We start from the raw sequence: 26,551 nt of genomic DNA, 5'->3' as shown, positions 1-26,551 counted from the left end.
TTGCCGCACCTATGGTCCGGCTGCCAACGCACATAGCCAATCAGGGCAATGCGTAGCAGCTCAAGGAGAAACATCGTGCAGCTTGTCAACCAAACCCAGACCGTCGCACCCCAGATGCGGGATGCGCTGTTGTCTCGCAAGGAAACCGCCCGGCGCACATCGCTGTCGGCGTCGTCCATCGCCGCCATGGCGAAAGCCGGGCTGTTCCCGCGGCCTGTGCCATTGACTCCCAGCGGGAGCCGTGTGGCCTGGCTTGAATCTCAGGTGAACGCGTGGATACAGGAGCGCGCAGAGCAGGCGGCGGAAGCTGTGCGCGCCAAGGGTCCGCGTTCGTGCGCGAGGGCCGCCCAATGACCTGGAACGGGCCTCACACCCAGCCCAGCGAGGAAAAGATCGCCTCGATGGTTCTGGAGTTCGCGAAGAAGCGCTTCTTCATTCGCACCTTTGACCGTGACGACCCGCTGTGGCGGTGTGCCCTGGTGTTTCCGAAGCTGGGCAAGCACGTGTACGTCGAGCTGATGCCTTCGCTGGCCCTTCGCGTGAGGGACACCAGCACGGGCGAGATCCTGGCGCAGTCCGTACCGGGCGACTTCGACACCCTGGACGTTTCCGCCCCAGCGATCGAGGCGATGTTTCAAACATGGCAGGCCGCTCGTGCACAGACTACATGCGGGCAGGAAGGCGGTGGCGAATGAACAGAGCGCAATCCAGATCACATGGAAAGGGGCGGCCAGTCCCTGCGCTTTGCCAAGGGCCGCGGTACTTCGACTCTGAGCTGCTGGACGAGCAAGAGGCCGGCCGCTTCTATCACCGCTGCATCAAGGCGCTGGGCTCGTCGGCGGTCAACGGCCAGGCGTCCGGAATCTTGCGAGTGGGGTGCTACCACGCGCAGATCTACGCGATCTACAGCGGCCCGGGTCGTCTGTTGCGCTTCTGGTTGCGCACGCTCAGTGACAACCGCCTGGTGATCGTGGGCAATCGCAACGGACTGCTGCCTTTGGACGTGGGGTCGATCCATGGATGAACAGCAGAAAGCGCGGGCCGACGGCTTGGTCGAGTACCACTCGAACCTGCTTGGTCAGGCCCTCAAGGCTCGCGAGCGGTACGCGCAGACCGGCGAACTGACACCACAGGCCGAAGTCCCTCATGTCGTTGCAGCGTGGCATGCAGCTGCTGCCGCGGTGAGCTACGCCAAACGGATCTCAGCCAAGACCAGCGATCTGCCCAAGCGCTTTGAGTGGCTCGGAGCTGAATTCCTGTTGGTGTTCACGCCCCACAAGACGGTCGAGATCGCCACGAGCAACCCGCTCAACAGCATCAATCTTTGCTACGGCATCGAAGGCTGGATTGATCCGATGAAGGTCACTTCCCTTCGGGCTGTGCCTGCCAATTTAACCAACAAACCCAACCCCACATGAACACCCCTCAAACGAACACACCCACCCAGGGCCATGCATACGCCCTGGAGACGCTGTTTCCGGGCGGCATGGCTGCCATGGACGCGGCAGGCGTCCGCGCCACCCTCGACGAATACATCGTGCGCAGTGCGAACTACACCGGCCCCATGGAGGCGATCAAGGCCCCCGCCGGTCCGAGGCTCGGTCAGAGCGCCGATGGCCTGCTCTATCAGCTGCTGGCCGGCGGCGTGGCCCGAATCGAATGGGACGGTCCGATGCTGCAGCGCCCTGGCTTTCTGGCCCGCCTGTTTCTTGGTGCGGTGGACACGGCGGAGATCGCTGCGGCGGTTCAGGCGGCCGCAAGTGATCCAGCCGTGCGCTCCATCCTTCTGGTGGTCAACAGTCCGGGCGGTGCGGTGCCCGGCGTTGCGGAACTGGCGGACGTCGTTGCCGAAGCCACGCGCACAAAGCCTGTGGTCGCCGTGACCGAGGGTCTGCTGGCCAGCGCTGCCTATTGGGCCGTCAGCGGTGCCAGTTCGGTCTATGGCAGTGGCCCGACCGTGCAGGTCGGCAGCGTGGGAGCGGCGAGCGTGCACACCTATTCGCCGCGCTCTGATGGTTCTGTGGTGACCGAGATCACTGCCGGCAAGTTCAAGGCAGTTGGCAGCGGCACCAAGCCGCTGAGCAGCGACGACAAGGCGCATCTGCAGGAGAAGGTCGATTACGTGGCATCTGTGTTCATCAACGGGGTGGCCAAGGGCCGCAACTTGGCGCCGTCTGCCGTGGCCGCTCAAGAGGCACGGGTCTACATCGGCCAACAGGCGGTGGACGTGGGTTTGCTGGATGGCTTCGCCACGGCCAGCGCCCTGGAAAAGCAGTTGGCTGCGGACCCGTCGCGGTTCATGCTCCGCAAGGCAAGTGGCGGCGCATCGGGCGCACCGGCTCGCGCCAGCGCGACCACCACCTGGCCGCCCAAGTTGCAGCCAGTGGCGTCGGTGGCCTCCCCTGAGTCGATGCTAGAGCAGACGGGCCAGGCCGAAGAAGACATGCGGGCCGAAGCGGCAGAGATTGTGCGCCTGCACCGGCTGCGCACCGGCCGCATGCCCGCTGTCATGAACTGGAAGGGCTGGGAGCGTGCAGGCGCTGCGCGCGCACAGAAAGACGGCTGCACCCTGATCGAGGGCATCAAGCGCGAGGGGTATCTGCACCCCTATGTGAGCCTCCCCGACTCGCCCAAGCGCGGCGCGGCTGGCGTCAAGCCATCAATGCAGCTGTCCAAACAGCAGATCGCGGAGCGCGCTGCCGCTTGGGCTCAGTTCAAAGGCATCGGCGTTGTCGAGGCTTGCAAGTGGCTCGGGGTTCGCTTCTGACCTCCACACATTCACGTTCACCAACCCAACGAAAGAACACCATGAACCTCAAGTCCCTTTTCGGCCTGAAGGCCGCTTCCGATGTGTCCCCTGAACTGCAGGCTATGGCCGAGCGTGTATCCACTGCGGCCGGCTGCGAAGCGCTCGCGGAGGAGCTGGAACAGCAGTTGTCCCAAAACGCTGCGGGCGACATCCCCCGCAACAGCGTGTTGCGTCGTAAGCTGGCCGAGCTGGCGCGGCTGCGCAAGGCCCATGCGATCGCCCAGGACCGGGTGCGCGTGGCAGCTGTGGTCAAGCGCGACCAGGACGCCGCCAGCAAGGCCCTGAAGGCAGCCGAGGCCAAGCTGAAGGCGGCGAAGGAGCAGGCGGCCAACGCGGCGGCCGCGCTGGCTGTCCGGACGGCCGAAGTTGATCGCATGAAGCAAGACCTCGCCGAACTGCATGCGGCTGCAGACAAGGCCGTTGAGATTGCCCGCAAGGGCTTCGCTGATGCGGTGGCCGCGGATGATGTGAGCGCAGAGGCCGAGGCCGCAGCGTTTGCCGCGATAAAGAAAGCGCAGGCGCACCGTGAGACCTGCGGCGAGTTGCAGGCAGCGCGCATCAAGAGCCGCGAGGCTGGTATCTCAGACCTCCAGCGAGCGAGCGCCGACGCTTCTGGCGCCATCGCACAGGCGCGGGACGATTTGAGCTTGGCACGCCTTCAGCTGGCGCGGGTCGAGTACGACCAGGCGGCCCAATCGATGGTTGATGCCTACATCAAGCAGCTGTCTCTGCGCTCCTTCGGCAGTGACGGCAGGGCCTTCAAAGGGAGCGCGATTCACGAGCTTGATCTGACGTTTGCATCCGCCGAGCGGGCGGTGCTGGGCTCGCAGCTGATCAGCGAAAGCGGGCGGGTGCGTGGCTATGTCCTGGCGGACATGGCCACGGCGCTGAAACCGGCAGACCTGACGCTGTTGACCACCGAGATCCCGGCGCCGAAACAGCCCGAAAAGCCGCTGGACCTTCCTAACCCGTTCCTGCACCTGGAGGGCTCAAACGAGCACACGGTGGCCGATATCGAACTGAAGAAGGCCACCAAGGGAATGAGTGAATCCGAGTTCGAGAACGTGCGAAATCGGCTTCGAGTTCAAGCCAGTGAGCAGAGGCTCGCACAAGCCTGGACCCCACTGGCTCAGTGAACACAAAGCCGGCAGAACGCCGGCCGTCGCGCCCCCGGCGCGCTCGCGAGCGCCGACCAAACAACACCAGTTGAAGGGCTCTCATGGCCACCAGCACCCAAACAAACAGATGCGCTATAGCAGTGGCAGCGCTGCACGATGAACAGGCGAAGCGTCCAGGAGGATATGTTCAGAGGGATCGGCCCTCTGTGCGGGGGTGATCTTGTCAGGGCATGACGTCACCCCCGAATTGATCCGCGCCGCACTGGCGCACATCCCGGCAAGCCTCCCGCGCGACGAATGGGCGCGGGTTGCGATGGCCATCAAGAGCGAGTTTCCGGACGGCGCAGGGTTCGACCTGTTCGACACCTGGAGCGCCAGCGATGCGGACCGGTATGACTCCAAGGCCGTGCAATCGACCTGGAGGAGCGTGAAGCCGTGCGGCGGTGTGTCGGTGGCCACGCTGCTGCACCTCGCCAAGGAACACGGTTTCACGCAACCCAAGGACGGGCCAGCACCCGCAGCGCCCACGTCTGCGGAGCTGGCCGAACACCATCGGAAGCGCGCGCAGCGCCTGCAACAGGAAGAAGCTGAGCGCGAAGCCGCGCACGCAAGGGCGGCCGATCAAGCGGCCGCGCAGTGGGCGGAAGCCAGCGAGAGCGGCGCCAGTCCTTACCTGGTGCGAAAAGGTGTGCAGCCCTACGGTGTGCGGTTCGCGGCCGGTGGCTGGCTTCTGGTGCCCCTGTGCGATGGCGCCGGCAAGCTGTGGAACCTGCAGCGCATCGCACCAGCGAAGCCCGCCAGCGGCTCGGACAAGCTGTATCTGAAGGGTGGCCGCAAGTCAGGTCTGTGGCACATGCTGGGAGAGCTGGCCAGCACCGAGGCGGGTGGCCCGGCCGTGCTGTTGATCGCTGAGGGCTACGCGACAGCTGCCACCTTGCACGAAGCCACCGGCTACCCGGTGGCGGTGGCGTTCGACGCCGGCAACCTGCAGCACGCGGCGCGCGCGCTGCGTCAACTACACCCTGGCGCGCTGCTGGTGGTGTGCGGTGACGACGACCAGGACACGGAACAGCAGACCGGCGCGAACCCGGGCCGGGTCAAGGCGACGGCCGCAGCAAAGGCAGTGCGCGGCCTGGCCGTTTTCCCCGAGGGCTTGCCGCCTGGTGGCAGCGACTTCAACGACCTGGCCGCCCATGTGAAGACCGAAGGCGGCGCCGGCGATGGCCTGGAACCAGTGCGCGCCATCGTGGCCGCAGCGATTGAGGCGCACACGACCGCGCAGGCGGCCGCAGAGAGCGCGAAAGCACCCAAGGGCAAGGGGCAGGCCGGGCGGCGCCGGAAGAACGGCGCCAGCGGCCCGCCAGAAGGACCGCCTGTCAATCCCGAGGACGGGGGCGACAAGCCGGCGCCCGACTGGGACCGCTTCACGGTTTCCGATGCCGGCGTTTTCCACCAGGGGGTGGACCGCGATGGGGAGCCGACGAAGCCCGAATGGGTGTGCAGCCGCTTGGACGTGGTGGCCCTGACCAACGACCAGGACGGCAACGGCTGGGGCTACCTGCTGAACTTCGCCGACCCGCTGGGGCGCCGCAAGCAATGGGCGATGCCCTCGCGCATGCTGGCCGGCGACGGGTCGGAGTATCGCGGCGCCTTGATGGGCATGGGCCTTCGCATCGCCACCAGCCCGCGCGCCCGCAACCTGTTGACGCAATACATCCAGACCCGCCAGCCTGGAGAGTTCGCGACGTGCACCGATCGCATCGGCTGGCACGGCCTGGCCTTTGTGTTGCCCCATGAGACCGTCGGCGACGAAGCGGACAGGGTGGTGTTCCAGAGTGAGAGCGCGCAGGAAAACACCTTCCGGGTCAAGGGCACGCGCGAGCAGTGGCGCGACCGCGTGAGCCTCGCCTGTGCTGGCAACACCCGGCTGGTGTTCGCAGTCTCTGCGGCCTTTGCTGGTCCCTTGCTCAAGCCGGCCGGCATGGAGGGCGGGGGCTTCCACATGCGCGGGGACGGCAGCACTGGCAAGTCCACCACGCAGGTGGTGGCCGCCAGCGTGTACGGCAATCCCGAGCGGTTCAAACAGTCATGGAAGGCGACCGACAACGCCTTGGAGGGCGTGGCCGCGCAGCACAACGACTGCCTGTTGATCCTGGACGAGATCGGGGAGGTAGATCCCAAGGTGGTCGGGGAGTGCGCCTACATGCTGGGCAACGGTCAAGGCAAGGCGCGCGCCGCACGCACCGGGGTGCCGCGGCCGCGCCTGTCCTGGCGCTTGCTGTTCCTGAGCAGCGGGGAAAAGTCGCTGGCCGATCACATGCAGGAAGTGGGCAAGCGCACGCGTGCAGGGCAGGAAACCCGTATGGCGGACATTCCGGCCGATGCCGGCAAGGGCTTGGGGGCGTTCGAGAACGTGCACGGCCATGAAGGCGGCGCCGCTTTCTCCCGGCACTTGGTGGCGCAGGCCAGCGCCTGCCATGGCGCGGCGGGCCGCGCCTGGCTGCTGTGGCTGACCGATAACGCCGAAGGCCTGCGGGACCGCATCCGCACGCTGGCGCAGCGCATCGAGCTGCAGATCGTCCCCGAGCTGGGAAGCGGCCAGGTGCAGCGAGTGGGCGCCCGTTTCGCACTCGTGGGCGCTGCTGGTGAGCTGGCCACTGAGGCGGGCCTCACAGGCTGGCACAAGGGCGAGGCAGAGCAGGCGGCGCGCGAGTGCTTCAACGCCTGGCTGGTGGCACGCGGTGGTATCGGCAACAGCGAGGAAACCATGATGGTGCGCCAGGTGCGCCACTTCCTGGAGGCCAATGGAGACGGGCGGTTCATGACCTGGCACCGTGCCCACGACGATCATGCGCCGCGTGTCGGGCTTCGCGCAGGGGTGAGGCGGTTGATAGGTTCGAACGGTCTTCCGATCGGGATTCGCAAGACGCCAGAGTTCGCCCACGAGATCAGCGATCCCGAGGGCGAGAGCGTGGAGTTCTTCATCTTTCCCGAGGTGTTCAAGTCGGAGATCTGCAAGGGCTACGACCCCGAGGCCGTGGCTCGCGTGCTCAAAGATCGTGAGTGCCTACAGGCCAGAGAGCCGGGGCGGTTCACCGTGAGCATGAGCCTGCCGGGCGGCATCGGTAAGGCGCGGGTCTATCACGTGTCCGCACGCATCTTCGCGCTGGACACATGAGCGCAGCGAAGCGAAGCCACGCGGGCCGCCGATGGGGTGGGGGGAGAGCTTTTCTATTTGCGCGCTGTTCCGCTGGTGTGCACTTCCAAGCGAATCAAGGGGCGGGCCTTGAGTTGCTCCGGCCTGCTGTGTGCTGGCGAGGTGGCGCTGGCTGCAGATGGGCTGTGGTTCGCTTCTGGCCCGGCCTTGGCTGGACGGTTGAGCGCACCACGATGCCACCAACCGGCGAGGGGTGGGGGTACCCCCCTATAGGTACTCCTGGAAGGGCGACCCACCGGGGTAATTCGGCCCCCGCGCACACGCTAGTGGCAGGTCCGGCCAATTTGTCAATTTGTCCGCTTTTCGGGCTCTAGGCGATACATGAAAGCTATGAAGAAACCCACTCATGCGGCACTTGCGGCCGCCCTCGGGATCGATCCCGCTCTGGTGACCAGGTACAGGCGCCGGGGCATGCCGGTTCACAGCATTGAGGCGGCGCAGCAGTGGCGCGACGTGAACGTGCGCGTTCGGTTTACACCTGAAAGAGACCTTGAAGCCGTCGAGCGCGCGATCAGCGGCGAAAAGGCCGTGAAGCGCGTGATTGCACTGCACGAGGCGGCTGGCAAGCTGCTGGACAGTGGGGGCGACGTGTATCCACTGCTCCCCACCATCAGCGCGGCCATGGCCGATGTACCCCCCTCACAGAGAAACCGAGTGCTGGTGGTGAGTGAAGTCATGGACCTTCTGGTGGCTGACCTTCTTCGCATTCACCGCGCAGGCGGTGACGTGGTGGAGCTGACAGAGGGCGACTGCTACCCCTGCGGAGACGAAGGCAGCGACGAAGCCATGATGGGCGCATTCTGGTATTCGGTCGCTGCTGGTGAGCTTCGGCTGAAGAATGCGCGAAGTTGATCTGCTAGCGCCATCAAGGACGCACAGCTATGTATGTTGGCCGCGTTCCTTGCGCCTTTTCGCGGCCGCAGTTATCAGCAGCCGCATTCGTCCTGAGAGATAGGCGCTGTGGACCTTTGTCCACATCAAGAGAATCCCAAGGACCCGAAGGGTGAGAGCAAGCCACTGAGGCATGTTCGCCTGAAGCGGTAGCCAAAAAAGCGCCACAACTGCTGCGGCAAAGATCGCCAGTCGCGGGCCGATAACTGAGGCAATGTAGACGTGATTGCCGCGGGCCCTTGCACGGCGGAGGATCTTTCTTCTCAGCTGTCCGAACAATGCCCCCTCCAGTTGCTTGTAAAACCGAATGACTGTACACGGGGCAATCATGGACTGGCTGGCCGATGGAGTGGTGAAGTTTGCCCCGGTTGCCCCGGCACACTGAGTGAATGCCCCGGTCACCCCGGGGCATTCTTTTTTCAATGGCGACAAGGACTTACAGAACAGTGCCCCGGTTGCCCCTATTGCCCCGGTAAAAAATGGCAAGGGGGGAAGCAAATCAGCTACGATTCCTGAACTTTTTGGGGGTACGTGTCCCCGCGTGGCTCCCGTGCTGTGGGGGTACAAGTGGGGGTACAGGGTGCAAATCCGCAATCCGGTATCCATATAAATCAACAAGTTGGGGCATCGTTCGGGTGTCCCCAGCCCACCATTCATCCAACCCCAGCCGTCACCGGCTGGGGTTTTTCATTGTTGTTTTGTCATGCTCGCGTTGCAGGACATCCTTTTCAGTCAGGGCTTCGGAACCCGTCGCGTCTGCTGTGGACTGGTCCAGCAGGGTTTCGTCGATCTGGGCGAGGCGCGGAACCCCTGCACGGACCCTGGAACCATGCTGGATGAGGACGGCCTGGTGTTCTGGGTGCAGGGTGTGCGCTGGACTTACCAGGAGTACGCCTACCTGATGCTGCACAAACCGGCTGGCTTCGAGTGCTCCCAGAAGCCTGGGGCTCATCCAAGTGTGTACACGCTGCTACCGGCCCCACTGCGCCAGCGGGGAGGTGGTGCCGCCGCCGGGGTGCAGGCGGTGGGTCGGCTGGATCAGGACACCACGGGCCTGCTGCTGCTGTCCGACGATGGCAAATTCATTCACCGGATGACGTCGCCCAAGCACCATGTGCCTAAGGTGTACCAGGTGCAGGTGAAACATCCGCTCGATGAGCGTCAGACAGTCCGCCTGATGGATGGCGTCGTGCTGGATGACGACCCGAAGCCAGTGCGTGCAGCGGCGTGCCGGGCTCTGGGGCCGAACCACCTGGAGTTGACGCTGACGGAGGGCAAGTACCACCAGGTCAAGCGCATGGTGGCCGCTGTCGGGAACAGGGTGGAGGGGCTTCACAGGTCCCGGATCGGGAGCATTGAACTGACCGATGAGCTGCCAGTCGGACATTGGCGGTGGCTGACGGCCGACGAAGTGGCTGACCTGAGCCGCAAACAATGAGCCCCTTGACGGGGCGACCCGGTCAGAGCAGGTCGCCTTTGCGGCTGTCGAGCGGCATCAGGAACGAATTGTCCTGCCATTGGGAGCCCAGATCACTGACGCGTGAATCACCTGTGGTGCTGCCGGGCCAGGTCGACAGGGGACTGAAGTCACTGTGACGGGTGCTGCGCTGGCGGTTCAGTGCAGAGCGCAGATTGGCCTGTGCAGCGATGATGGCCCGTTCTTCCTGCTCGTGCTCACGCATGCTCTGCGCGGTGGGGGTCTCGCCGAGAAACTCGCTGCGGACTTCGGAAACCGTGGGCAGGCTGGACGAACGAACCACCCAGTAGGGGAGTCCGCATTGCGTGAGAAGGGAGTGTTTGAGCTGGCGCGTGCTCCTCGGGATCCCCGCCCGTCCAGGCACGTCCAGACAGCCGACCACCCGCCCGTCGGACTTGCAGATGGTGAACGTGCAGTAGACGCCCCCAAGCAGCCGGTACCAGTCCATTCCTTGCTGCTTCTCCCGGGGCAGGGTGAAGCGGGTGACCGGCAGCTTGATCATCACGTGGTGATCGTAGAAGGCCCGGGACAGCCAGTGCCACACCTGCAGCTCTTCTGAGTTCGCGATCACCCGGGTATCCAGTGGCCACCGCTTGGGAATCCTGCGCTGGGCCCGGGCTTTGCGACTCTCCCAGAGGCGATACATCCAAGCGCCGGTCACCAGCAGAGCGGGTACCAGCACGGAAAGCAGCCAAGGGTTGTTCCAGGCGATCATGCAAGTTTCAGTGACGGAGTGTGACCAAATGTAGTTTGATGATCGCGCAAACGGGCAGTTTTGTCGCAATTTGACACGTCGTTTGCGTGATTTCCTTGGGGGATTGGAGCCACTCGCCGACCAAAGCCCACGGTCGTGAGCGCGCGTTTCATGCCGGTTTCCGAGCGGCCAACCGGGCATTTTGCCGGCGCTGGAGGTGTGTTGCCATCCCACAAACGGGGGATTCACGGGAGTTCGGACAGAAACTCCCCAATGGCAGCGAGCACCGCGTCGGGTTGGTCCCGATGCGGGCTGTGCCCGCAAGCTTCCAGCACCAGGGTGCGGGCTGCAGCGTTCTTGGGTTGTATGTCCCGTACCTGCTGGAGGGTGCCGTACTCGTCGCTGGCTCCTTGAATAGCCAGCACAGGCGCTTGGATGTTTTGGCATTCGTGGCGGATGTCGAAACCCCGGAATGCCGGTTCAAGCCAGATGTCGTTCCATTGCCAGAAGGCGTTGTCGACATTCTTGTGATGGCGCGCCAGGCGCGCTCGCAGGCCCCGTTCCCCAGGTTGCATGTACGCGGATCTGGCCTGCTCGATGGACCGGATCGAGACCTCCTCCACAAACACATGGGGTGCCATGACGACGCAGGCTGTCACCGGATGCCGGCTGGCGTACAGCAGCGCGATGGTGGCCCCGTCGGAGTGGCCCACCAGAACGGGAGCGTCGATGCCCAGTGTCTCCAGCAAGGCCGGCAGCACATCCAGGGCATCTCGGTGCATGTAGTCGGGTTCGTGCCGCCCGGTGTGCCAGAACTCCCCGACCTGAGGCGCTCCGCGTACGTCCGGCACGGGGTCTGAGTGTCCGTAACCTCTTCGGGAATACACCCAGCCGGCCCGTCCGGTGGCATTGCACAGTTCCTTCGTCCAGTCGCGGCCTCGTTGGGTCCACATGGACACGCTGCCCAGCCCCTCGTGCAGGAACACCAACGGCGAGCGGCCGGTCGGGCCTGGGATGTGTCGAACTTCCAGGCGGGTGCCGTGGATGATGACGCTGTCCATCGTGTCTCCGCTTCGCGTGCCGCCTGGCTGGCGGGAAAACCGGTATTCTCGTTGCATGACTCAGCTGTTTGATGCGTTCTGGCGGGCGGTGGTGTACTGCATGCACCCGCGGGTGATCGGTTTGTCGTTCCTGCCCCTGGTGCTGATGGTCGCACTGTCTTTTGGGCTGGGCTATTTCTTCTGGGACACGTCTGTCGATGCCGTCACGCAGTGGCTGCAGACCTATGAACTGGTTCAGGGCTTTCTGGGCTGGCTGGATCGCGTCGGCCTAGGCTCCATGCGGACGGTGTTTGCACCGCTGGTGGTCCTGGTTCTGGCGACGCCGGTGATCGTGTTGCTGTGCCTGCTGCTGGTCGCCGTGTTCATGACTCCGTCCATGGTTGAACTGGTTGCGCAAAGGCGCTTTCCTTTGCTCGAACGCAGGCGTGGTGGCTCTTTCGTTCTCGGTCTGTTGTGGTCGCTGGGGTCCACGTTCGTGGCCCTGGTGGTACTGGTTCTTTCTATGCCCCTGTGGCTGGTTCCGCCGCTGGTGCTCATCCTTCCGCCGCTGATCTGGGGCTGGCTGACCTACCGCGTGTTTGCCTATGACGCACTGGCGCAGCATGCCAGCAGTGCCGAGCGCAAGACCATCCTGCGTGAACACCGTGGCAGCCTTCTGATCATGGGCATCCTCAGCGGGTATCTTGGCGCGGCACCCAGCCTGCTCTGGGCATCGGGTGCCATGTTCGTGGCGCTGGCGCCCTTGCTGGTGCCGGTGGCCATCTGGATCTACACCTTGGTATTTGCGTTTGCGTCTCTGTGGTTCGCACATTTCACGCTGGCGGCGCTGCAGCGGATGCGCGCGGCGCAGGTGGTGGAGGTCCTGGATCCTGAGCCAGGAGGTCAACCAGCCATGCCGCTGGAGACCCTGCCGCCCACCACCGTTCTTCCGCCGCCTGGCGCCTGACCTCCATGAACACCAGTAAAGAGAACCCACCGGCGTTTGGTCTGATCATCATTGGCGATGAGATTCTGTCGGGCAAACGCGCCGACAAGCACTTGCCGAAGGTGATCGAACTGCTGGCGGGAAGAGGCCTCTCGCTGGCGTGGGCTCGGTTCATCGGTGATGACCGCGAGCGCATCACCGACGCACTGCGGGAGGCGTTCGCCAGCGGTGATGTCGTGTTCAGCTGTGGTGGCATCGGGGCCACGCCCGACGACCACACGCGCCAGTGCGCGGCTGCGGCACTGCAGGTGGACCTGGCGCTCCACCCCGAGGCCCGCGACCTCATTGAGCAGCGTATGAGGGACGTGGCCGCCGAGAAGGGTGAGGTTCACGACCCCGCGAGGCCCGACAACATGCACCGGCTGAACATGGGGGTGTTCCCGGTCGGGGCGCGGATCATTCCCAACCCGTACAACAAGATTCCCGGGTTCAGCTGCGATGGGCCTGGTGGTGGTTCCGTGCATTTTGTCCCGGGGTTTCCCGTAATGGCCTGGCCGATGATCGAAGCGCTGCTGGATGGGGCGTACCGCCATCTGCACCGGCAAGACGCGTGGCAGGAGCGCTCGGTGGTGGTCATGGGGGCCATGGAGGCTACCTTGACCCCTCTCATGGAAACCATTGAGCGCGAGCACCCGGTGAAGGTGTTCAGCCTTCCCAGCGTGGACCACCCGGACTACGGGCGGCACATCGAACTGGGCGTCAAGGGTGCCCCAGACGCCGTGGCCCCGGCGTTTGCGTCGCTGCTTGACGGGCTTGAGCGGTTTGGTGCGGAGTTGGGACCCGAATTGGTGCGATAGTTGCTTGCACCAATATTGTGCATTCTGCTGGAATGCACCAGAACAATGCGCTGCATGCCGGGTTTACAGCGGTCACGCCGGGCATCCAGGCTTTGCAGCCCGCCGGCGCAGGGCGCTGCGCCATAATCTGCGCCGCCTTGGGGCCTGGCGCATCGTTGATTGAACCCGACGGCACAACTTTGGCACAGAAACTGCTTCATGCCCTTGTCAAATTCAGTTTTCCACTCACACAGCAACAGGAGTATTTGATGGCCAAGACCGTCGCAGACGTGATGCAAATGGTGAAGGACAACGAAGTCAAGTTCGTTGATTTCCGCTTCACCGACACCCGTGGTGCGCAGCAGCACACCACCGTGCCCGTGTCTCACTTCGATGAAGACAAGTTCGTTTCCGGCCATGCATTCGATGGCTCGTCCATCGCAGGCTGGAAGGGCATCGAAGCTTCCGACATGCAACTGATCCCCGATCCGAACACGGCCAACATCGACCCGTTTTACGAAGAGACGACGCTGATCCTCACCTGCGACGTCATCGAGCCTGCCGACGGCAAGGCCTACGACCGCGATCCCCGCTCCATCGCCAAGCGCGCCGAGGCTTACCTCAAGTCCTCGGGCCTGGGCGACACCGCCTTCTTCGGACCGGAACCCGAATTTTTCCTGTTCGACGGCGTGCGCTGGAGCACGGCCCCGGGCCACACCTTCTACGAAATCGAAGAGTACGAAGCCCCCTGGAACAAGGGTGCCAAGCTCGAAGGCGGCAACCGTGGCCACCGTCCGACGGTCAAGGGCGGTTACTTCCCCGTGCCCCCGGTCGACAGCACGCAGGACATGCGCGCCGAGATGGCACTGATCCTCGAATCGCTGGGCATCCCGGTCGAGGTGTTCCACCACGAAGTGGCGGGCGCGGGCCAGAACGAGATCGGCACCAAGTTCAGCACGCTGGTGCAGCGCGCCGACTGGACAGTCCTGCAGAAGTATGTTGTGCACAACGTGGCCAATGCCTACGGCAAGACGGCCACCTTCATGCCCAAGCCCTACGCCGGTGACAACGGTTCCGGCATGCACGTGCACCAGTCGGTCTGGAAGGACGGCAAGAACCTGTTCGCTGGCGACGGTTACGCCGGCCTGAGCGAGTTCGCGCTGTATTACATCGGCGGCATCATCAAGCACGCCCGCGCCCTGAACGCCATCACCAACCCCGGTACGAACTCGTACAAGCGGCTGGTGCCGCACTTCGAAGCCCCGGTGAAGCTGGCCTACTCGGCCAAGAACCGTTCGGCCTCCATCCGCATCCCGTACGTCGCCAACCCGAAGGGTCGCCGCGTGGAAGCCCGCTTCCCCGATCCCCTGATGAACCCCTACCTGGGCTTCTCGGCGCTGCTGATGGCCGGTCTGGATGGCGTGGAAAACAAGATCCACCCGGGCGAGGCAGCGACCAAGGACCTTTACCACCTGCCGCCGGAAGAGGACAAGCTGGTCCCGACCGTGTGCCACAGCCTGGACATGGCGCTGGACTACCTGGACAAGGACCGCGCGTTCCTGACCAAGGGTGGCGTGTTCACCGACTCCATGCTGGACGCCTACATCGAACTGAAGATGGGCGAAGTCAACCGCAGCCGTATCGAAGTGTCGCCGGTGGAGTTCGACATGTACTACAGCCTGTGATGGCGGGCCCGGGATCACCCGGGCCTCGCTTCGCAGATGAAAAGGACGGCTCGGCCGTCCTTTTTTTTTGGGCCGTTCGGACGGGCGCGCGGGCGCCCTGTCATGGCGGATACCATGCGACCTGTTTTTGGGTCATACTGAAAATTGATTCTCAATGCGCCCACAGCGCCTGGAGCCCACGTGTTGTCGAAGCTGAACGTTGCCGCAAGAACCCATCGCGTCCTGATCCTTTCCGTTGCCGTGGCGTGGTGCCTGCCGTCTTTGGCGCAAGAGCGCATCTATCGCTGTGGCAATGAATACACCAACAACGCCACGGTGGCGAAGGCCCAGGGCTGCAAGCTGATGGAGGGCGGCAACATCACCGTCATTCAAGGCCCGGCGCCGCAGGCGGCTCCGCGGTCTGCCAGTTCGTCGACAGCGCCCCGCAGCGCACCTCGCAACGACTCTGCTGAGCAGCGTGCACGCGACAGCGATGCCCGCCAGATCCTCGAGATGGAGTTGAGAAAGGCAGAAGAGCGGCTGGCTCAGGCGCAGAAGGCCTACGCCAATGGGCAGCCCGAGAAAGAAGGCATCGAGTCGCGCAACTACCAGCGCTATCTCGACCGTGTGGCCGAACTCAAGGCGTCGGTGGGCCGGGCCGAGGCCGATGTGAGTGGTCTGCGGCGCGAACTGGCCCGCATGGGCGGTGCGCCGATGGCGCCGCCAGCGGCGTCGGGCCCCGCGGGACCCGCTCCTGCGGTGCCGGGTGCGAGCGGGCCGTCCGAACCTGCCGCAAAATAGCCGGCTTGAAAAAGCCAGACCTTTCTCTCCCCCTGTCCCGTGTCGATGCGGCCATGCTGCCGGGAAAGGCTGCGCAGCGCGCGGCTTCGGCGCACGGCAAGTTCCATTCGCTGGATCTGCTGGCCACGCTGGTGGCGGTGGTCTCGCTTGACGGGCAGGTTCTCTTTGCCAACGCAGCGCTGGAAGATGCCTTGGGCATGTCCCGTCGCAGCATCACGGGCACGCGGCTGCAGGACTGCTTTACCGAACCGCAGCTGCTCCAGAACGCGCTCAGCGGCGCCGCAGTCAACGAGTTCGCTGCCTTGCGGTACGACGCCTGGCTGCGGCGCCTGGCTCATGAACCGCTGCCGGTCCACGTGGTGGTGGCGCAGACCGACACGGCGGGCGAGGTCATTGTCGAGCTGCTCCCGCTGGAGCAGCAGGCCCGGCAGGAACGGGAAGAGCGGCTGATCGACCAGGCCCAGGCGAACAAGGAGCTGATCCGCAACCTGGCCCATGAAATCAAGAACCCGCTGGGCGGGATCCGCGGCGCGGCCCAGCTGCTGGAACTCGAGCTCGACAACAAGCAGCTGACCGAGTACACGCAGGTCATCATCCACGAGGCCGACCGCCTGCAGTCGCTGGTGGACCGCCTTCTGGCGCCACACCGCCGGCCCCATGTGGTGGGCGACGTGAACATCCACGAGGTGTGCGAGCGTGTGCGCTCGCTGATCGTGGCTGAGTTTCCCCGAGGTCTGAAGGTGGTTCGCGACTACGACACCTCCATTCCCGAGTTCCGCGGTGACAAGGAGCAGCTGATCCAGGCGGTGCTCAACATCGCGCACAACGCGGCGCAGGCGCTGGCCGAGCGCATCGCGGCGGGCGATGCACAGATCACCCTGCGCACGCGCGTGGGTCGGCAGGTGACCTTCGGCAAGCAGCGTTATCGGCTGGCACTGGAATTGCATGTGATCGACAACGGGCCTGGCGTGCCCGATGCGATCAAGGACCGCATCTTCTTCCCGCTGGTGTCGGGTCGTGAGGGAGGTTCCGGGCTGGGGCTGACCCTGGCACAAACCTTCGTGCAGCAGCACCATGGACTGATCGAGTGTGAGAGCGCGCCAGGCCACACGGATTTCAAATTGCTGATTCCGTTGCCATGAAACCGAAACGCCTCGCCTGAGGAAGGGAAGACGCACACATGAAGCCGATCTGGATAGTGGATGACGATCAATCGATCCGCTTCGTTCTGGAGAAGGCGCTGTTGAGGGAGAACCTGCCCACCCGCAGTTTCACCAATCCGCAGGAAGTCCTCAAGGCACTGAACGAGACGCCCGAAAGCGAAGGACCGCAGATCCTCGTGAGCGACATCCGCATGCCGGGCGGCTCGGGCCTGGACCTGCTGGAGAAGGTCAAGGAGAAGCTGCCGGGCCTGCCCGTCATCATCATGACCGCGTTCTCCGATCTGGACAGCGCGGTGTCGGCCTTCCAGGGCGGTGCGTTCGAATACCTGCCCAAGCCCTTCGATCTGCCCAAGGCGCTGGAGCTGATCCACCGCGCGGTGGAGGAGAGCCAGCGAGAGGAAGTGGCGCAGGAGTCGCTGACGGCCGCGCCCGAGATGCTGGGCCAGGCGCCCGCCATGCAGGATGTGTTCCGCGCCATCGGGCGGCTGTCGCAGAGCAACGTGACGGTGCTGATCACAGGTGAGTCGGGCTCGGGCAAGGAGCTGGTGGCGCGCGCGCTGCACAAGCACTCGCCGCGCGGTGGCGGTCCGTTCGTGGCGATCAACACCGCCGCCATTCCGAAGGACCTGCTGGAGTCCGAGCTGTTCGGTCACGAGCGCGGCGCCTTCACCGGCGCGCAGACCATGCGGCGCGGCCGCTTCGAGCAGGCCGAGGGCGGCACGCTGTTCCTGGACGAAATCGGTGACATGCCGTTCGACCTGCAGACGCGCCTGCTGCGCGTGCTGTCCGACGGGCACTTCTACCGCGTCGGTGGGCACAGCGCCGTCAAGGCCAATGTGCGCGTGATCGCGGCGACCCACCAGAACCTGGAGCAGCGCGTCAAGGAAGGCGTGTTCCGGGAGGACCTGTTCCACCGCCTCAACGTGATCCGGCTGCGCCTGCCCGCGCTGCGCGAGCGCCGAGAGGACGTGCCCATGCTCACGCGCTTCTTCCTGCAGCAAAGCGCCAAGCAGCTGGGTGTGGAGCCCAAGCGCATTTCGGATGCAGCCCTGCGCCTGCTCAGCGGTTTTGATTTCCCGGGCAACGTGCGCCAGCTGGAAAACGTCTGCCACTGGCTGACGGTGATGGCGCCCGCGCAGATGATCGAGGTGAAGGACCTGCCGCCGGAGGTGCTGTCTGCGGTCGGCGATGCGGTGCCGCCCGAGTTGTCGGTGCCCGCCGAGCCGGTGGCGCCGGTGTTTGCCGCGCCGGCACCGACGGCCGCTCCCGCGGAGTGGTCTCCTGTGGTTCACGAGGCGCCCGCAGTGGCCTCAGTGGGTGCGCCCGCCACGTCAGCCCCTGTGTCGGCCTGGGAGCTGGGTCTTCAGGCCGAAGCCCGCTCGCTGCTGGAAGCCGGGCGCACCGATGTGTGGGACGTGCTCACGCGCCGCTTCGAGACCGGCCTGATCCTGACCGCGCTCGCGAACACGCGCGGGCGCCGCATCGAGGCCGCCCACAAGCTGGGCATCGGCCGCAACACGATCACCCGCAAGATCCAGGAACTCAATCTGGAATGACCCCCTGCGGCGCTGACGCGCCTTCCCCCTTAGAGGGGGACAGCGCCTGCGGCCCGGCGAAGCCGGTTCCGCGGTGCTCCTGGAGGGGCTCAGGCGCCGATCGTCAACACCACCGGTGCGTGGTCGCTGGGCTGGGGGTTCTTGCGGGGCGCTCGGTCGATCTCGCAGGCGGTGGTGCGGGCCTTCAGCGCGTCGCTGATCAGGATGTGGTCGATGCGCAGGCCGCGGTTCTTCTGGAAACCCAGCATGCGGTAGTCCCACCAGCTGAAGGTCTTGGGCGGGTGCTCGAACAGCCGATGGGCGTCGTGCAGTCCGAGGCCGATCAGGCCCTGCAGCTGGGTGCGTTCTTCGGTCGTGCAGTGGATGGTCTCGCGCAGGCCCACCGGGTCCCATACGTCAGCGTCGTCGAAGGTGATGTTGTAGTCGCCCATGAGCACCAGTTGCGGATGCTGTTGCAGCTCAGCCCGGACCCACTCGCGCAGCGCGTCGAGCCAGCGCATCTTGTAGGCGAACTTGTCGCTGCCCGGCTCCTGGCCGTTCGGGAAGTAGGCTCCGATCACCCGCACGCCGTCGAAGGTGGCGCAGAGCACGCGCGACTGTTCGTCCTCGAAGCCCGGGATGTTTTTGATGACGTCGGCGGCGGGCGCCTTGCTCAGCAGCGCCACGCCGTTGTAGGTCTTCTGGCCGAACCACTGCGCGTGGTAGCCGGCGTCGGTGAAGGCCTGCACCGGGAACTTGTCGTCGGTGAGCTTGAGCTCCTGCAGTGCCAGCACGTCGACCGGGTGGGTGGCCAGCCAGGCCAGCACCTGGGGCAGGCGCACGTTGAGGGAGTTGACGTTCCACGTCGCTAGTTGCATGGGGATTCCCTGGAGTCCAAAGAGCTGCATTCTAGGGAGTGAGGGCACTGTTACGTCTCCCATAAGACTCGCTTAATCTGGTCCGCAGACCATGCATCCGTGTCCGGCCGAACCGGCTGGAAAAGGAAGCACGATGTCCCTGGCCATTGCCACCGCGGGTGGCCCATGCGCCCCCTCGTTCCCCGCGGCGAACCCGTCACCCTCGCTCTGCGTGTGCACAGAGTCCGATCCGGGGCGCGAAACCGTGGAGCGCTTCATCCAGCGGGTGTTTGCGCGCCGGTTTGGTGCACGCGTGCAGCGCTTCGCACCTGAACTGGTGTGCCTGCGCGATCCCGACAGCAGTGACATCGTGGCCGCGGCCGGCTACCGCTTTGCCGATCACGGGGCCCTGTTTCTGGAGCGCTACCTGGACCGGCCCATCGAGCAGTGCCTGGCCGAGCCGGGCCAGCCGGCGGTGGCCCGCGCCGGCATTGTCGAGGTCGGGCATCTGGCGTCCGAGCGCGCCGGTGAAGGCCTCCGCCTGATCGTGCGGCTGGCCCACCACCTGGCCGCGCAGAACACGCAGTGGGTGGTGAGCACGCTGACCGAAGAACTGCGCCACCTGTTCGTGCGCATGGGCATCACGCCGCTGGCCCTGGGCCGGGCGGACGCCACCGCGCTGGGCGAGCAGGCGGGCGAATGGGGCAGCTACTACGAACACCACCCGGTCGTGCTGGCGGGGCAGATGCAGCCGGCGCTGCGCTGGCTGCAGCGCCGCCAGGCCAGGGGGCTGGACGCATGATGGCGTTCGACACCGTGATCGCGCTGGGCAACGGCCAGACCGGTCTGACCCGCGACGAACTGACCGCCGAAGTGGCCGCCTTGACCGCGCACCTGAAGCACGCTGGCACCCGGGTGCTGGCCACGCTGCTGGACAACGGCATGCCCTGGGTGGTGGCCGACCTGGCCGCCGAGGACGCGGGTGTGGTGCACGTGCCGCTGCCACTGTTTTTCACGCCAGAGCAGACCGCGCACGCGCTGCAGGCGGCGGGCGTCGACACGCTGCTCACCATCGCCCCGCTGGCCGCGCGCTGGCCGCAGGCTCCGTGCGAGCAATGGGACGTGGCGGGCGAACCGCTGTGTGCGCTGCGCCTGCCGGCGCAGGGGCTGGTCATGCCGCCCGGCACGGCCAAGCTGACCTTCACCTCAGGCACCACCGGCACACCCAAGGGCGTGTGCCTCGGCGCCGCGGGCCTGCACCGGGTGCGCGATGCGCTGGTGCAGGTGCTGGAGCCGCTGGACATCCGCCGCCACCTGTGCGCGCTGCCGCTGGCGGTGCTGCTGGAGAACGTGGCTGGTGTCATGGCGCCGTTGGCGCGCGGGGCGGAGTGCCTAGTGCCCCCGTTGGCCGAACTGGGCCTGAGCGGTTCTTCGTCCTTCGACCCTGCCGTGTTCAACGCGGCGGTGGAGCGCCACCAGCCCCACAGCCTGATCCTGCTGCCGCAGATGCTGCGCGCCTGGGCCGGCTGGCTGGTCAGCCAGGGCCGCCGGGCGCCCGAAGGCCTGCGCATGGTCGCCGTCGGTGGCGCCGCCGTGGGCGCGCCGCTGCTGATGGCCGCCCGCCAGCTGGGCATTCCTGCTTACGAGGGATATGGCCTCTCTGAGGGCTCATCGGTGCAGACGCTCAACCTGCCCGGCGCCGACCGTCCCGGCAGCGCCGGCCGCCCATTGCCACATGCGCATCTGCGTGTGAATGAACACGGCGAGATCGAGGTGGCTGGCGGCCTGATGCTGGGTTACCTCGGCCAGCGGCCGCTGCAAGGCGACTGGTGGCCCACCGGTGACCTGGGCGAGATCGATGCTGACGGCTTCGTGCACGTGCGTGGGCGCATCAAACACGTGCTGATCACCGCCTTCGGCCGCAACGTCTCGCCCGAGTGGGTCGAGACCGCGCTGCGCAGCGGCCGCACCCTCGCGCAGGCGGTGGTGCTCGGCGACGGCGAACCGGCCCTGAGCGCCGTGGTCTGGCCGGTGAACGACGCGCTGCCCGATTCGGCCATCCAGGCCGAGATCGACGCCGCCAACGCCTCGCTGCCCGACTACGCCCGCGTGGCCCGCTGGGTGCGGGCGCAGGCGCCGTTCACCGCCGGCAGCAGCATGGCCACCGCCAACGGCCGGCCACGCCGCGACGCCATCCTGACCCTTCATGCCCAATTGCTCGGTCTCACCGCCCACGACGCGGTGACCGCCTGAGCGTTTCTCTGGAGTCCTCATGTCCTTTCACGCCCAACTGCTGCAACAGACCGTACAGGCCCGCATGGGCCTGCTCTCCGCGCCCATCATCCAGGGCTGCCTGCGCGGCGAAGTCTCGCTGCCCAGCTACATCGCCTTCCTCACCGAGGCTTACCACCACGTCAAGCACACCGTGCCGCTGCTGCAGGCCTGCCAGGCCGCGCTGCCGGCGCACCACGCTTGGCTGAAACCTGCACTGGACGAATACGTCGAAGAAGAGAAGGGCCACGAGGAGTGGATCCTGGACGACATCCGCGCCTGCGGTGGTGACGCCGAAGCGGTGCGCCACGGCCGGCCCGGCCATGCGGCCGAGGTCATGGTCGCCTACGCCTACGACACCATCCAGCGTGGCAACCCGCTGGGTTTCTTCGGCATGGTGCACGTGCTCGAAGGCACCAGCGTCTCGCTGGCCCTGCTGGCGGCCGACAGCATCCAGAAGCCGCTGAACCTGCCGGACTCGGCCTTCAGCTACCTGCGCTCGCACGGCACGCTGGACCAGGAGCACACGGCCCACTTCCAGCTGCTGATGGACCAGATCAGCGACCCGCAGGACCAGGCCGACATCGTGCACAGCGCGAAGGCGTTCTTCCGTCTGTATGGCGACGTGTTCCGCGGCCTGCCGCTGCCGCAAATGGCGGCACAGCCCGCGCGCGAGGCGGTGGCCGCATGAAGGCCGCGAACGCGCGTGTGGTGATCACTGGCGCGGCTGGTGGCATCGGTGCCGCCAGCGCCGAGGCGCTGCTCAAGGCCGGCGCGGCGGTGATGCTGGTGGGGCGCTCGGCGTCCCGCCTGGAAGAGCTGGCGAGCCAGCTCGGACGCAGCACCGGTGCCCATCCCGCGCGGGTGGCCTGCCGGGTGGCGGACCTGACGCAGCCGAAGGATCTGGACAGCCTGTCCGCGCAGGCGGCGGTCTGGGGCTGCAACGTGCTGGTGCACAACGCCGGCCTGCCCTCGTTCGGACGGCTGCAGGACCAGACACCCGAACAGATGACGGCGGCGCTGCAGATCAATCTGCTGGCGCCCATGCTGCTCACGCGCTGCCTGCTGCCGCACCTGCTGGCTCAGCAGGCCGCACAGGTGATCTGCGTCGGCTCGGCCCTGGGGGCCATTGGCCTGCCGGGCTTCAGCGTCTACAGCGCGGGCAAGTTCGGGCTGCGCGGTTTTGCGCAGGCGCTGCGCCGCGAGCTGGCCGAGACGCCGGTGGCGGTGCAGTACCTCGGCCCGCGCACCACGAAAACCGCCTTCAACAGCGAAGCTGTGGAGGCCTACAACCGCGCCACCGGCACCGCCAGCGACCGCCCCGAACAGGTGGCCGCCGAGCTGGTGGCCCTGCTGGAGAGCGGGGACGGGGAACGCTTTGTCGGCTTTCCCGAGAAGTTCGCTGCCCGCCTCAACGGCCTGGCGCCTGCGCTGCTGGATGGCAGCTTCAAGCGCCACAGCCGCCACCTGCAGGCCACCGGTCATGTCCGGCCGGTCCTGAGTTCCTGAATCACATTCCCGGAGGTCCTTCCATGTCTGTTCCGTTTCCGCTCTCCACCACCGGCGCGTCGCGCCGCCGTCTGACCTCTGTCCTGCTGGCGCTCGCCGGCCTGTCCCTGTTGCCGGCGGTCCAGGCCGCCACGGTCGAAGAATCCGTGACCGAGCTGCAGCAGGCCTGGGAGCTCATCAACTACAAGACGCCCGCGGCCGAGAAGGAGAAGAAGTTCGAGGCCCTGGCCGCCCGCGCCCACAAGGTCAGCGAGAGCTTCGCCGGCCGCCCTGAGCCCCTGGTCTGGGAAGGCATCATCCTCAGCTCCTGGGGCGGCGCCAAGGGCGGCCTGGGCGCGCTCGGCCTGGTCAAGCAGGCCAAGGTGCTGTACGAGCAGGCGATCCAGATCGACGGCAACACGCTCGATGGTTCGGCCTACAACAGCCTGGGCGTGCTGTACTACAAGGTGCCCGGCTGGCCCATCGCCTTCGGCGACAAGGACAAGGCACGCGACCTGCTGCAGAAGGCGCTGGCGATCAATCCCAAGGGCATCGACGCCAACTACTTCTTTGCCGACTACCTGGTCGAGACCGGCGAGCCGCAGAAGGCGGTGGCGCACCTGGAGAAGGTGATGCAGGCCGCGCCCCGCGCCGGCCGCCAGATCGCCGACGAAGGTCGCCGCGCCGAAGCCCGCGAACTGATGGAAAAGATCCGGTCGAAGTGACGGCCGGCGGGTGGTGGACGTTCAGGCGTCCGCGCGCCGGTAGGTGACGAAGGCGAAGGGCAGGCCGCTGGCGCTGACCTGCTCTTCGCGAGCCACCTCGCGCCAGTCGCCGCCCAGCACGGGCGCGAAAGCGTCGCCCTCGAAGTCCTGCGCGATCTCGGTCACCACCACCTCGCTCGCCAGCGGCAGCGCCTGCGCATAGATCTGTGCGCCGCCGATCACCCAGGCGGTGCTGCCGGCGGGGCATAGCCCGCGCGCGGCTTCGAGCGAGTGCGCCACGCTCGCGCCCTCGGCGACAAAGGCGGTGTCGCGCGTCACCACGATGTTCAGCCGCCCGGGCAGTGGACGAAACTTCGGCGGCAGCGAGTCCCAGGTCTTGCGGCCCATAATGACCGGGCAGCCCAGGGTGCTGCGCTTGAAGTGCGCCATGTCTTCTGGCAGGTGCCAGGGCAGCCGGTTGTCCTTGCCGATCACGCCATTGGCGGCGCGGGCGTAGATCAGGTGGAGCGAAGCGGGGGCGGTGGTCTCAGGCATCCGGCGATTGTGCCGCGCCGGGATTTCTGCGCAGAAAGCCCGAGGGCAGCAGCACGCTGGCGATCGCCACCATCACGAACACCATGGCCAGCCAGTCCTGCCAGTGCGGCACCTCGCCGGTGATGAAGGTGGCGCTGAGCGTGCCCACCAGCGGGATCGCCATCACACTCATGGCGCTGGTGGCCGGCGGCAGGTCGCGCGCCATGCCGAACCAGATCAGCTGCGCAAAGCCGTAGTTGATGAGCACGCCGTAGGCCAGGCTGATCCACATCATGGGCGTGAAGCTGGCAGGCTGCGGCAGCGGTTCCAGCGACAGCGCGAGTGCCCAGACCACGGCGCTGCCCAGCAGCAGCATCCAGACCGTGACCACCAGCGGCGAGAGCGTGAGGTGGGCGCGGCGGAACATCAGCGTGCCCAGCGCCCACGAGGCCGCGGCGCCCAGCATCCAGGCCACACCGGCGGGGCGGCCACTGAGCCGCTGCAGCTCGTGCCACAGCAGCAGGCCGATGGCCAGGCTCACACACACCACCGCCAGCCGCACGCGCGGCGTGATGCGCTCGCCGAAGAAGGCGGCGCCGATCAGCACGGTGAAGATGGGCATGGTGAAGCCCAGGATGGCGGCACGCCCCGAGGCCAGTTCCTGCACGCCGAAGATGGACAGCGTGTGCCAGCCGAGCACATTGGGCAGGCCCAGCCAGGCGATGGTCAGCCATTCCTTGCCGGAGGGTCGCATGCGCTCGCCTTTGGACGCCACGTAGGCGAACAGCCAGGCCGCACCCAGCAGCATGGTGCTGGCGCGGAAGTACAGCGGCGAGAGCTGCTGCAGCGAGAGCTTCATCATGGGCCAATTGACCCCCCACATGAGTGTGAGGGCCAGCAGCGCCCAGAGCTGGCGGCGCGAAATCACGGACAGATCGTCAGACGGCGACGGGCGCCTTGATGGCGGGGTGGCACTCGTAGCCGACCACCTCGAAGTCCTCGTACTCGTATTCGAAGATCGAGGCCGGCTTGCGCTTGATGTTGAGCGTCGGGTAGGCAAAAGGCTGGCGGCTCAGCTGCAGCTCCACCTGTTCGTGGTGGTTGCTGTAGATGTGGCAGTCGCCGCCGGTCCAGATGAAGTCGCCCACGTCCAGGTCGCACTGCTGCGCCAGCATGTGGGTCAGCAGGGCGTACGACGCGATGTTGAAGGGCACGCCCAGGAAGATGTCGGCGCTGCGCTGATACAGCTGGCAGGACAGCTTGCCGCGGCCGCCCGGCTCGGTGGCGGGCGCCACGTAGAACTGGAAGAAGGCGTGGCAGGGCATGAGCGCCATCTGGTCCAGGTCGGCCACGTTCCAGGCGCTGACGATGATGCGGCGGCTGTCGGGGTTGGTCTTGAGCTGCTTGACGACCTCGCTGATCTGGTCGATGTGGCCGCCACCCGGCTTGGGCCAGTTGCGCCACTGCACGCCGTACACCGGGCCGAGCTCGCCGTCTTCACGCGCCCATTCGTCCCAGATGGTGCAACCGCGTTCCTGCAGCCACTTCACATTGGAATCGCCGCGCAGGAACCACAGCAGCTCGACGATGATGGCCTTGAGGAACACCTTCTTGGTGGTGACCAGCGGAAAGCCTTCGTTGAGGTCGAAGCGCATCTGGTGGCCGAACACGCTGCGCGTGCCGGTGCCGGTGCGGTCGCCCTTCTGCACGCCGTGTTCATAGACGTGGCGCATGAAATCTTCGTACTGGGAGCGGACAGGGCGGGCGGTGGTCGGGGCGGTCATACCGCCATTTTGCCTGCTCGGTTGTGGCCGCCGTGGGCTGCGGCTAGGATCGCCCTTTGCCACCACCGACCACAGGAGGAACGCCATGAGCGAGCTGGTTTTCTACACCAACCCCCAGTCCCGGGGTCGCATCGCACACTGGATGATGGAAGAGGTGGGCCAGCCCTACCGCACCGTCTGGCTCAACTTCGGGCCCGAGATGAAGTCCGCCGAGTACCGCGCGGTCAACCCGATGGGCAAGGTGCCCGCCCTGCGGCACGGCGATGTGGTGGTGACCGAGGCCGCTGCGATCTGCGCCTACCTGGCCGACGCTTTTCCCGAGACCGGTCTGGCGCCCCCGCCGGGCGACCCGCTGCGCGGCACCTGGCTGCGCTGGCTCTTTTTCGGGGCCGGGCCGCTGGAGCAGGCGGTGACGGCCAGGGCGCTGGGCTGGCAGGTGCCGCCGGGGCGTGAGCGCATGGCGGGCTTTGGCAGCTACGACGACACCCTGAACGCGCTGGAAACCGCCCTGCGGCCCGGGCCGTTCATCTGCGGTGAGCGCTTCACCGCGGCCGACGTCTACCTGGGGTCGAGCCTGGCCTGGGGCCTGATGTTCGGAACCATAGAGAAGCGCCCCGTGTTCACCGACTATGTGAAGCGGCTGGGTGGGCGCCCGGCCGCACAGCGCGCCGACCGCCTCAACGAAGAACGCCTCAAGGCGCAGCCCGCAGGCTGACCTCGCC

General features: G+C 66.1%; 27 protein-coding genes. 21 read left to right on the top strand and 6 right to left on the bottom strand.

Annotated elements, in window-relative coordinates; genetic code table 11:
• The first annotated feature begins 75 nt into the window (after positions 1–75).
• The 9 genes from BC358_RS06785 to BC358_RS06745 all read left to right on the top strand — a co-directional run bounded on the left by BC358_RS06785 (position 76) and on the right by BC358_RS06745 (position 9,473).
• A complete protein-coding gene (locus BC358_RS06785) occupies positions 76–354 on the top strand; it encodes an AlpA family transcriptional regulator (RefSeq protein WP_218669474.1) in 279 nt (92 codons plus the stop codon).
• The gene (locus tag BC358_RS06780; RefSeq protein WP_143434206.1) at positions 351–695 is read left to right on the top strand and encodes a hypothetical protein; all 345 of its coding nucleotides are present in this window, start codon (positions 351–353) and stop codon (positions 693–695) included. The genes BC358_RS06785 and BC358_RS06780 overlap by 4 nt, the downstream gene beginning before the upstream one ends.
• Positions 692–1,024: a hypothetical protein gene (locus BC358_RS06775; RefSeq protein ID WP_079365224.1), complete on the top strand. Its 333-nt coding sequence runs from the start codon at positions 692–694 to the stop codon at positions 1,022–1,024. The genes BC358_RS06780 and BC358_RS06775 overlap by 4 nt, the downstream gene beginning before the upstream one ends.
• Complete coding sequence (locus BC358_RS06770; RefSeq protein ID WP_079365223.1) at positions 1,017–1,418, top strand: hypothetical protein; 402 nt, start codon at positions 1,017–1,019, stop codon at positions 1,416–1,418. The genes BC358_RS06775 and BC358_RS06770 overlap by 8 nt, the downstream gene beginning before the upstream one ends.
• A gap of 68 nt (positions 1,419–1,486) precedes the next feature.
• Positions 1,487–2,767, top strand: a complete 1,281-nt coding sequence (locus BC358_RS06765) for a S49 family peptidase (protein WP_179130025.1) — start codon at positions 1,487–1,489, stop codon at positions 2,765–2,767.
• Between the two features lie 41 nt (positions 2,768–2,808).
• A complete protein-coding gene (locus BC358_RS06760) occupies positions 2,809–3,945 on the top strand; it encodes a hypothetical protein (protein WP_079365221.1) in 1,137 nt (378 codons plus the stop codon).
• Positions 3,946–4,174: 229 nt separating this feature from the next.
• On the top strand, positions 4,175–7,105 hold the full coding sequence (locus BC358_RS06755) for a DUF927 domain-containing protein (protein ID WP_179130024.1): 2,931 nt from the start codon (positions 4,175–4,177) through the stop codon (positions 7,103–7,105).
• Between the two features lie 450 nt (positions 7,106–7,555).
• Positions 7,556–7,996 carry a hypothetical protein gene (locus tag BC358_RS06750; protein ID WP_143434204.1) on the top strand — a complete coding sequence of 147 codons (441 nt, stop codon included), beginning with the start codon at positions 7,556–7,558 and terminating at the stop codon, positions 7,994–7,996.
• Between the two features lie 742 nt (positions 7,997–8,738).
• The gene (locus BC358_RS06745; protein ID WP_079365218.1) at positions 8,739–9,473 is read left to right on the top strand and encodes a 16S rRNA pseudouridine(516) synthase; all 735 of its coding nucleotides are present in this window, start codon (positions 8,739–8,741) and stop codon (positions 9,471–9,473) included.
• A 22-nt stretch (positions 9,474–9,495) separates the two neighbouring features.
• On the opposite strand, the gene BC358_RS06740 is transcribed toward BC358_RS06745, so the two are convergent.
• Both BC358_RS06740 and BC358_RS06735 read right to left on the bottom strand, forming a co-directional pair.
• Positions 9,496–10,227 (bottom strand): DUF2726 domain-containing protein, encoded by a 732-nt coding sequence (locus tag BC358_RS06740; RefSeq protein WP_066155863.1) that lies wholly within the window; start codon positions 10,225–10,227, stop codon positions 9,496–9,498.
• Positions 10,228–10,451: 224 nt separating this feature from the next.
• Positions 10,452–11,267, bottom strand: a complete 816-nt coding sequence (locus tag BC358_RS06735) for an alpha/beta fold hydrolase (protein ID WP_079365217.1) — start codon at positions 11,265–11,267, stop codon at positions 10,452–10,454.
• Between the two features lie 55 nt (positions 11,268–11,322).
• Between BC358_RS06735 and BC358_RS06730 the strand changes: the two genes are divergently transcribed.
• The 6 genes from BC358_RS06730 (at position 11,323) to ntrC (ending at position 18,212) form a co-directional block, all read left to right on the top strand.
• Positions 11,323–12,213: an EI24 domain-containing protein gene (locus BC358_RS06730; RefSeq protein WP_079365216.1), complete on the top strand. Its 891-nt coding sequence runs from the start codon at positions 11,323–11,325 to the stop codon at positions 12,211–12,213.
• 5 nt (positions 12,214–12,218) lie between these two features.
• Positions 12,219–13,049: a molybdopterin-binding protein gene (locus tag BC358_RS06725; RefSeq protein WP_079365215.1), complete on the top strand. Its 831-nt coding sequence runs from the start codon at positions 12,219–12,221 to the stop codon at positions 13,047–13,049.
• A gap of 248 nt (positions 13,050–13,297) precedes the next feature.
• The gene (glnA, locus tag BC358_RS06720; RefSeq protein WP_066155873.1) at positions 13,298–14,713 is read left to right on the top strand and encodes a type I glutamate--ammonia ligase; all 1,416 of its coding nucleotides are present in this window, start codon (positions 13,298–13,300) and stop codon (positions 14,711–14,713) included.
• A 192-nt stretch (positions 14,714–14,905) separates the two neighbouring features.
• Positions 14,906–15,493, top strand: coding sequence for a hypothetical protein (locus BC358_RS06715; protein WP_373270134.1), 588 nt, complete (start codon positions 14,906–14,908; stop codon positions 15,491–15,493).
• 53 nt (positions 15,494–15,546) lie between these two features.
• On the top strand, positions 15,547–16,635 hold the full coding sequence (gene glnL, locus BC358_RS06710) for a nitrogen regulation protein NR(II) (protein WP_066155876.1): 1,089 nt from the start codon (positions 15,547–15,549) through the stop codon (positions 16,633–16,635).
• Positions 16,636–16,673: 38 nt separating this feature from the next.
• Entirely contained in the window at positions 16,674–18,212 is a 1,539-nt protein-coding gene (gene ntrC / locus BC358_RS06705) for a nitrogen regulation protein NR(I) (protein WP_066155880.1), read from the top strand.
• A gap of 89 nt (positions 18,213–18,301) precedes the next feature.
• Here ntrC and xth read toward each other — a convergent pair whose 3' ends face one another.
• A complete protein-coding gene (gene xth / locus BC358_RS06700; protein ID WP_079365214.1) occupies positions 18,302–19,069 on the bottom strand; it encodes an exodeoxyribonuclease III in 768 nt (255 codons plus the stop codon).
• A 133-nt stretch (positions 19,070–19,202) separates the two neighbouring features.
• Here xth and BC358_RS06695 point away from each other — a divergent pair, with 133 nt between their 5' ends.
• Genes BC358_RS06695 through BC358_RS06675 form a run of 5 tightly spaced genes read left to right on the top strand, consistent with a single transcriptional unit; the run spans position 19,203 to position 23,532 of the window.
• Positions 19,203–19,850: a thermostable hemolysin gene (locus BC358_RS06695; RefSeq protein WP_079365213.1), complete on the top strand. Its 648-nt coding sequence runs from the start codon at positions 19,203–19,205 to the stop codon at positions 19,848–19,850.
• On the top strand, positions 19,850–21,301 hold the full coding sequence (locus BC358_RS06690; RefSeq protein ID WP_079365212.1) for an AMP-binding protein: 1,452 nt from the start codon (positions 19,850–19,852) through the stop codon (positions 21,299–21,301). The genes BC358_RS06695 and BC358_RS06690 overlap by 1 nt, the downstream gene beginning before the upstream one ends.
• Before the next feature lie 19 nt (positions 21,302–21,320).
• Entirely contained in the window at positions 21,321–22,010 is a 690-nt protein-coding gene (locus BC358_RS06685; protein WP_066155892.1) for a TenA family transcriptional regulator, read from the top strand.
• A complete protein-coding gene (locus tag BC358_RS06680) occupies positions 22,007–22,828 on the top strand; it encodes an SDR family oxidoreductase (RefSeq protein WP_079365211.1) in 822 nt (273 codons plus the stop codon). The genes BC358_RS06685 and BC358_RS06680 overlap by 4 nt, the downstream gene beginning before the upstream one ends.
• A 23-nt stretch (positions 22,829–22,851) precedes the next feature.
• On the top strand, positions 22,852–23,532 hold the full coding sequence (locus BC358_RS06675; protein ID WP_079365210.1) for a tetratricopeptide repeat protein: 681 nt from the start codon (positions 22,852–22,854) through the stop codon (positions 23,530–23,532).
• A gap of 21 nt (positions 23,533–23,553) precedes the next feature.
• On the opposite strand, the gene BC358_RS06670 is transcribed toward BC358_RS06675, so the two are convergent.
• The 3 genes from BC358_RS06670 to BC358_RS06660 are packed head-to-tail and all read right to left on the bottom strand — an operon-like array spanning position 23,554 to position 25,829.
• Positions 23,554–24,066, bottom strand: a complete 513-nt coding sequence (locus BC358_RS06670) for a dihydrofolate reductase (RefSeq protein ID WP_079365209.1) — start codon at positions 24,064–24,066, stop codon at positions 23,554–23,556.
• Positions 24,059–24,973, bottom strand: a complete 915-nt coding sequence (locus BC358_RS06665) for a DMT family transporter (protein WP_079365208.1) — start codon at positions 24,971–24,973, stop codon at positions 24,059–24,061. The genes BC358_RS06670 and BC358_RS06665 overlap by 8 nt, the downstream gene beginning before the upstream one ends.
• Before the next feature lie 10 nt (positions 24,974–24,983).
• A complete protein-coding gene (locus BC358_RS06660; protein ID WP_079365207.1) occupies positions 24,984–25,829 on the bottom strand; it encodes a thymidylate synthase in 846 nt (281 codons plus the stop codon).
• A gap of 85 nt (positions 25,830–25,914) precedes the next feature.
• On the opposite strand from BC358_RS06660, the gene BC358_RS06655 reads away from it, so the two are divergent.
• Complete coding sequence (locus BC358_RS06655; protein WP_079365206.1) at positions 25,915–26,544, top strand: glutathione S-transferase family protein; 630 nt, start codon at positions 25,915–25,917, stop codon at positions 26,542–26,544.
• The last annotated feature ends 7 nt before the right edge of the window (positions 26,545–26,551 follow it).

The organism is Hydrogenophaga sp. H7 (assembly GCF_002025745.1).
Classification (GTDB): domain Bacteria; phylum Pseudomonadota; class Gammaproteobacteria; order Burkholderiales; family Burkholderiaceae_C; genus Hydrogenophaga; species Hydrogenophaga pseudoflava.
The sequence above is the reverse complement of the archived record's forward strand: the minus strand, read 5'-3'. Positions and strand labels throughout refer to the sequence as shown.

Excerpts from the sequence above, each read along its gene's own strand:
- BC358_RS06780 (WP_143434206.1), top strand. The coding sequence starts at position 351 with ATGACCTGGAACGGGCCTCACACCCAGCCCAGCGAGGAAAAGATCGCC.
- BC358_RS06775 (WP_079365224.1), top strand. The coding sequence starts at position 692 with ATGAACAGAGCGCAATCCAGATCACATGGAAAGGGGCGGCCAGTCCCT.
- BC358_RS06770 (WP_079365223.1), top strand. The coding sequence starts at position 1,017 with ATGGATGAACAGCAGAAAGCGCGGGCCGACGGCTTGGTCGAGTACCAC.
- BC358_RS06765 (WP_179130025.1), top strand. The coding sequence starts at position 1,487 with ATGGCTGCCATGGACGCGGCAGGCGTCCGCGCCACCCTCGACGAATAC.
- BC358_RS06760 (WP_079365221.1), top strand. The coding sequence starts at position 2,809 with ATGAACCTCAAGTCCCTTTTCGGCCTGAAGGCCGCTTCCGATGTGTCC.
- BC358_RS06750 (WP_143434204.1), top strand. The coding sequence starts at position 7,556 with ATGCCGGTTCACAGCATTGAGGCGGCGCAGCAGTGGCGCGACGTGAAC.
- BC358_RS06745 (WP_079365218.1), top strand. The coding sequence starts at position 8,739 with ATGCTCGCGTTGCAGGACATCCTTTTCAGTCAGGGCTTCGGAACCCGT.
- BC358_RS06740 (WP_066155863.1), bottom strand. The coding sequence starts at position 10,227 with ATGATCGCCTGGAACAACCCTTGGCTGCTTTCCGTGCTGGTACCCGCT.
- BC358_RS06735 (WP_079365217.1), bottom strand. The coding sequence starts at position 11,267 with ATGGACAGCGTCATCATCCACGGCACCCGCCTGGAAGTTCGACACATC.
- BC358_RS06730 (WP_079365216.1), top strand. The coding sequence starts at position 11,323 with ATGACTCAGCTGTTTGATGCGTTCTGGCGGGCGGTGGTGTACTGCATG.
- BC358_RS06725 (WP_079365215.1), top strand. The coding sequence starts at position 12,219 with ATGAACACCAGTAAAGAGAACCCACCGGCGTTTGGTCTGATCATCATT.
- glnA (WP_066155873.1), top strand. The coding sequence starts at position 13,298 with ATGGCCAAGACCGTCGCAGACGTGATGCAAATGGTGAAGGACAACGAA.
- glnL (WP_066155876.1), top strand. The coding sequence starts at position 15,547 with ATGCTGCCGGGAAAGGCTGCGCAGCGCGCGGCTTCGGCGCACGGCAAG.
- ntrC (WP_066155880.1), top strand. The coding sequence starts at position 16,674 with ATGAAGCCGATCTGGATAGTGGATGACGATCAATCGATCCGCTTCGTT.
- xth (WP_079365214.1), bottom strand. The coding sequence starts at position 19,069 with ATGCAACTAGCGACGTGGAACGTCAACTCCCTCAACGTGCGCCTGCCC.
- BC358_RS06695 (WP_079365213.1), top strand. The coding sequence starts at position 19,203 with ATGTCCCTGGCCATTGCCACCGCGGGTGGCCCATGCGCCCCCTCGTTC.
- BC358_RS06690 (WP_079365212.1), top strand. The coding sequence starts at position 19,850 with ATGGCGTTCGACACCGTGATCGCGCTGGGCAACGGCCAGACCGGTCTG.
- BC358_RS06685 (WP_066155892.1), top strand. The coding sequence starts at position 21,321 with ATGTCCTTTCACGCCCAACTGCTGCAACAGACCGTACAGGCCCGCATG.
- BC358_RS06680 (WP_079365211.1), top strand. The coding sequence starts at position 22,007 with ATGAAGGCCGCGAACGCGCGTGTGGTGATCACTGGCGCGGCTGGTGGC.
- BC358_RS06675 (WP_079365210.1), top strand. The coding sequence starts at position 22,852 with ATGTCTGTTCCGTTTCCGCTCTCCACCACCGGCGCGTCGCGCCGCCGT.
- BC358_RS06670 (WP_079365209.1), bottom strand. The coding sequence starts at position 24,066 with ATGCCTGAGACCACCGCCCCCGCTTCGCTCCACCTGATCTACGCCCGC.
- BC358_RS06660 (WP_079365207.1), bottom strand. The coding sequence starts at position 25,829 with ATGACCGCCCCGACCACCGCCCGCCCTGTCCGCTCCCAGTACGAAGAT.
- BC358_RS06655 (WP_079365206.1), top strand. The coding sequence starts at position 25,915 with ATGAGCGAGCTGGTTTTCTACACCAACCCCCAGTCCCGGGGTCGCATC.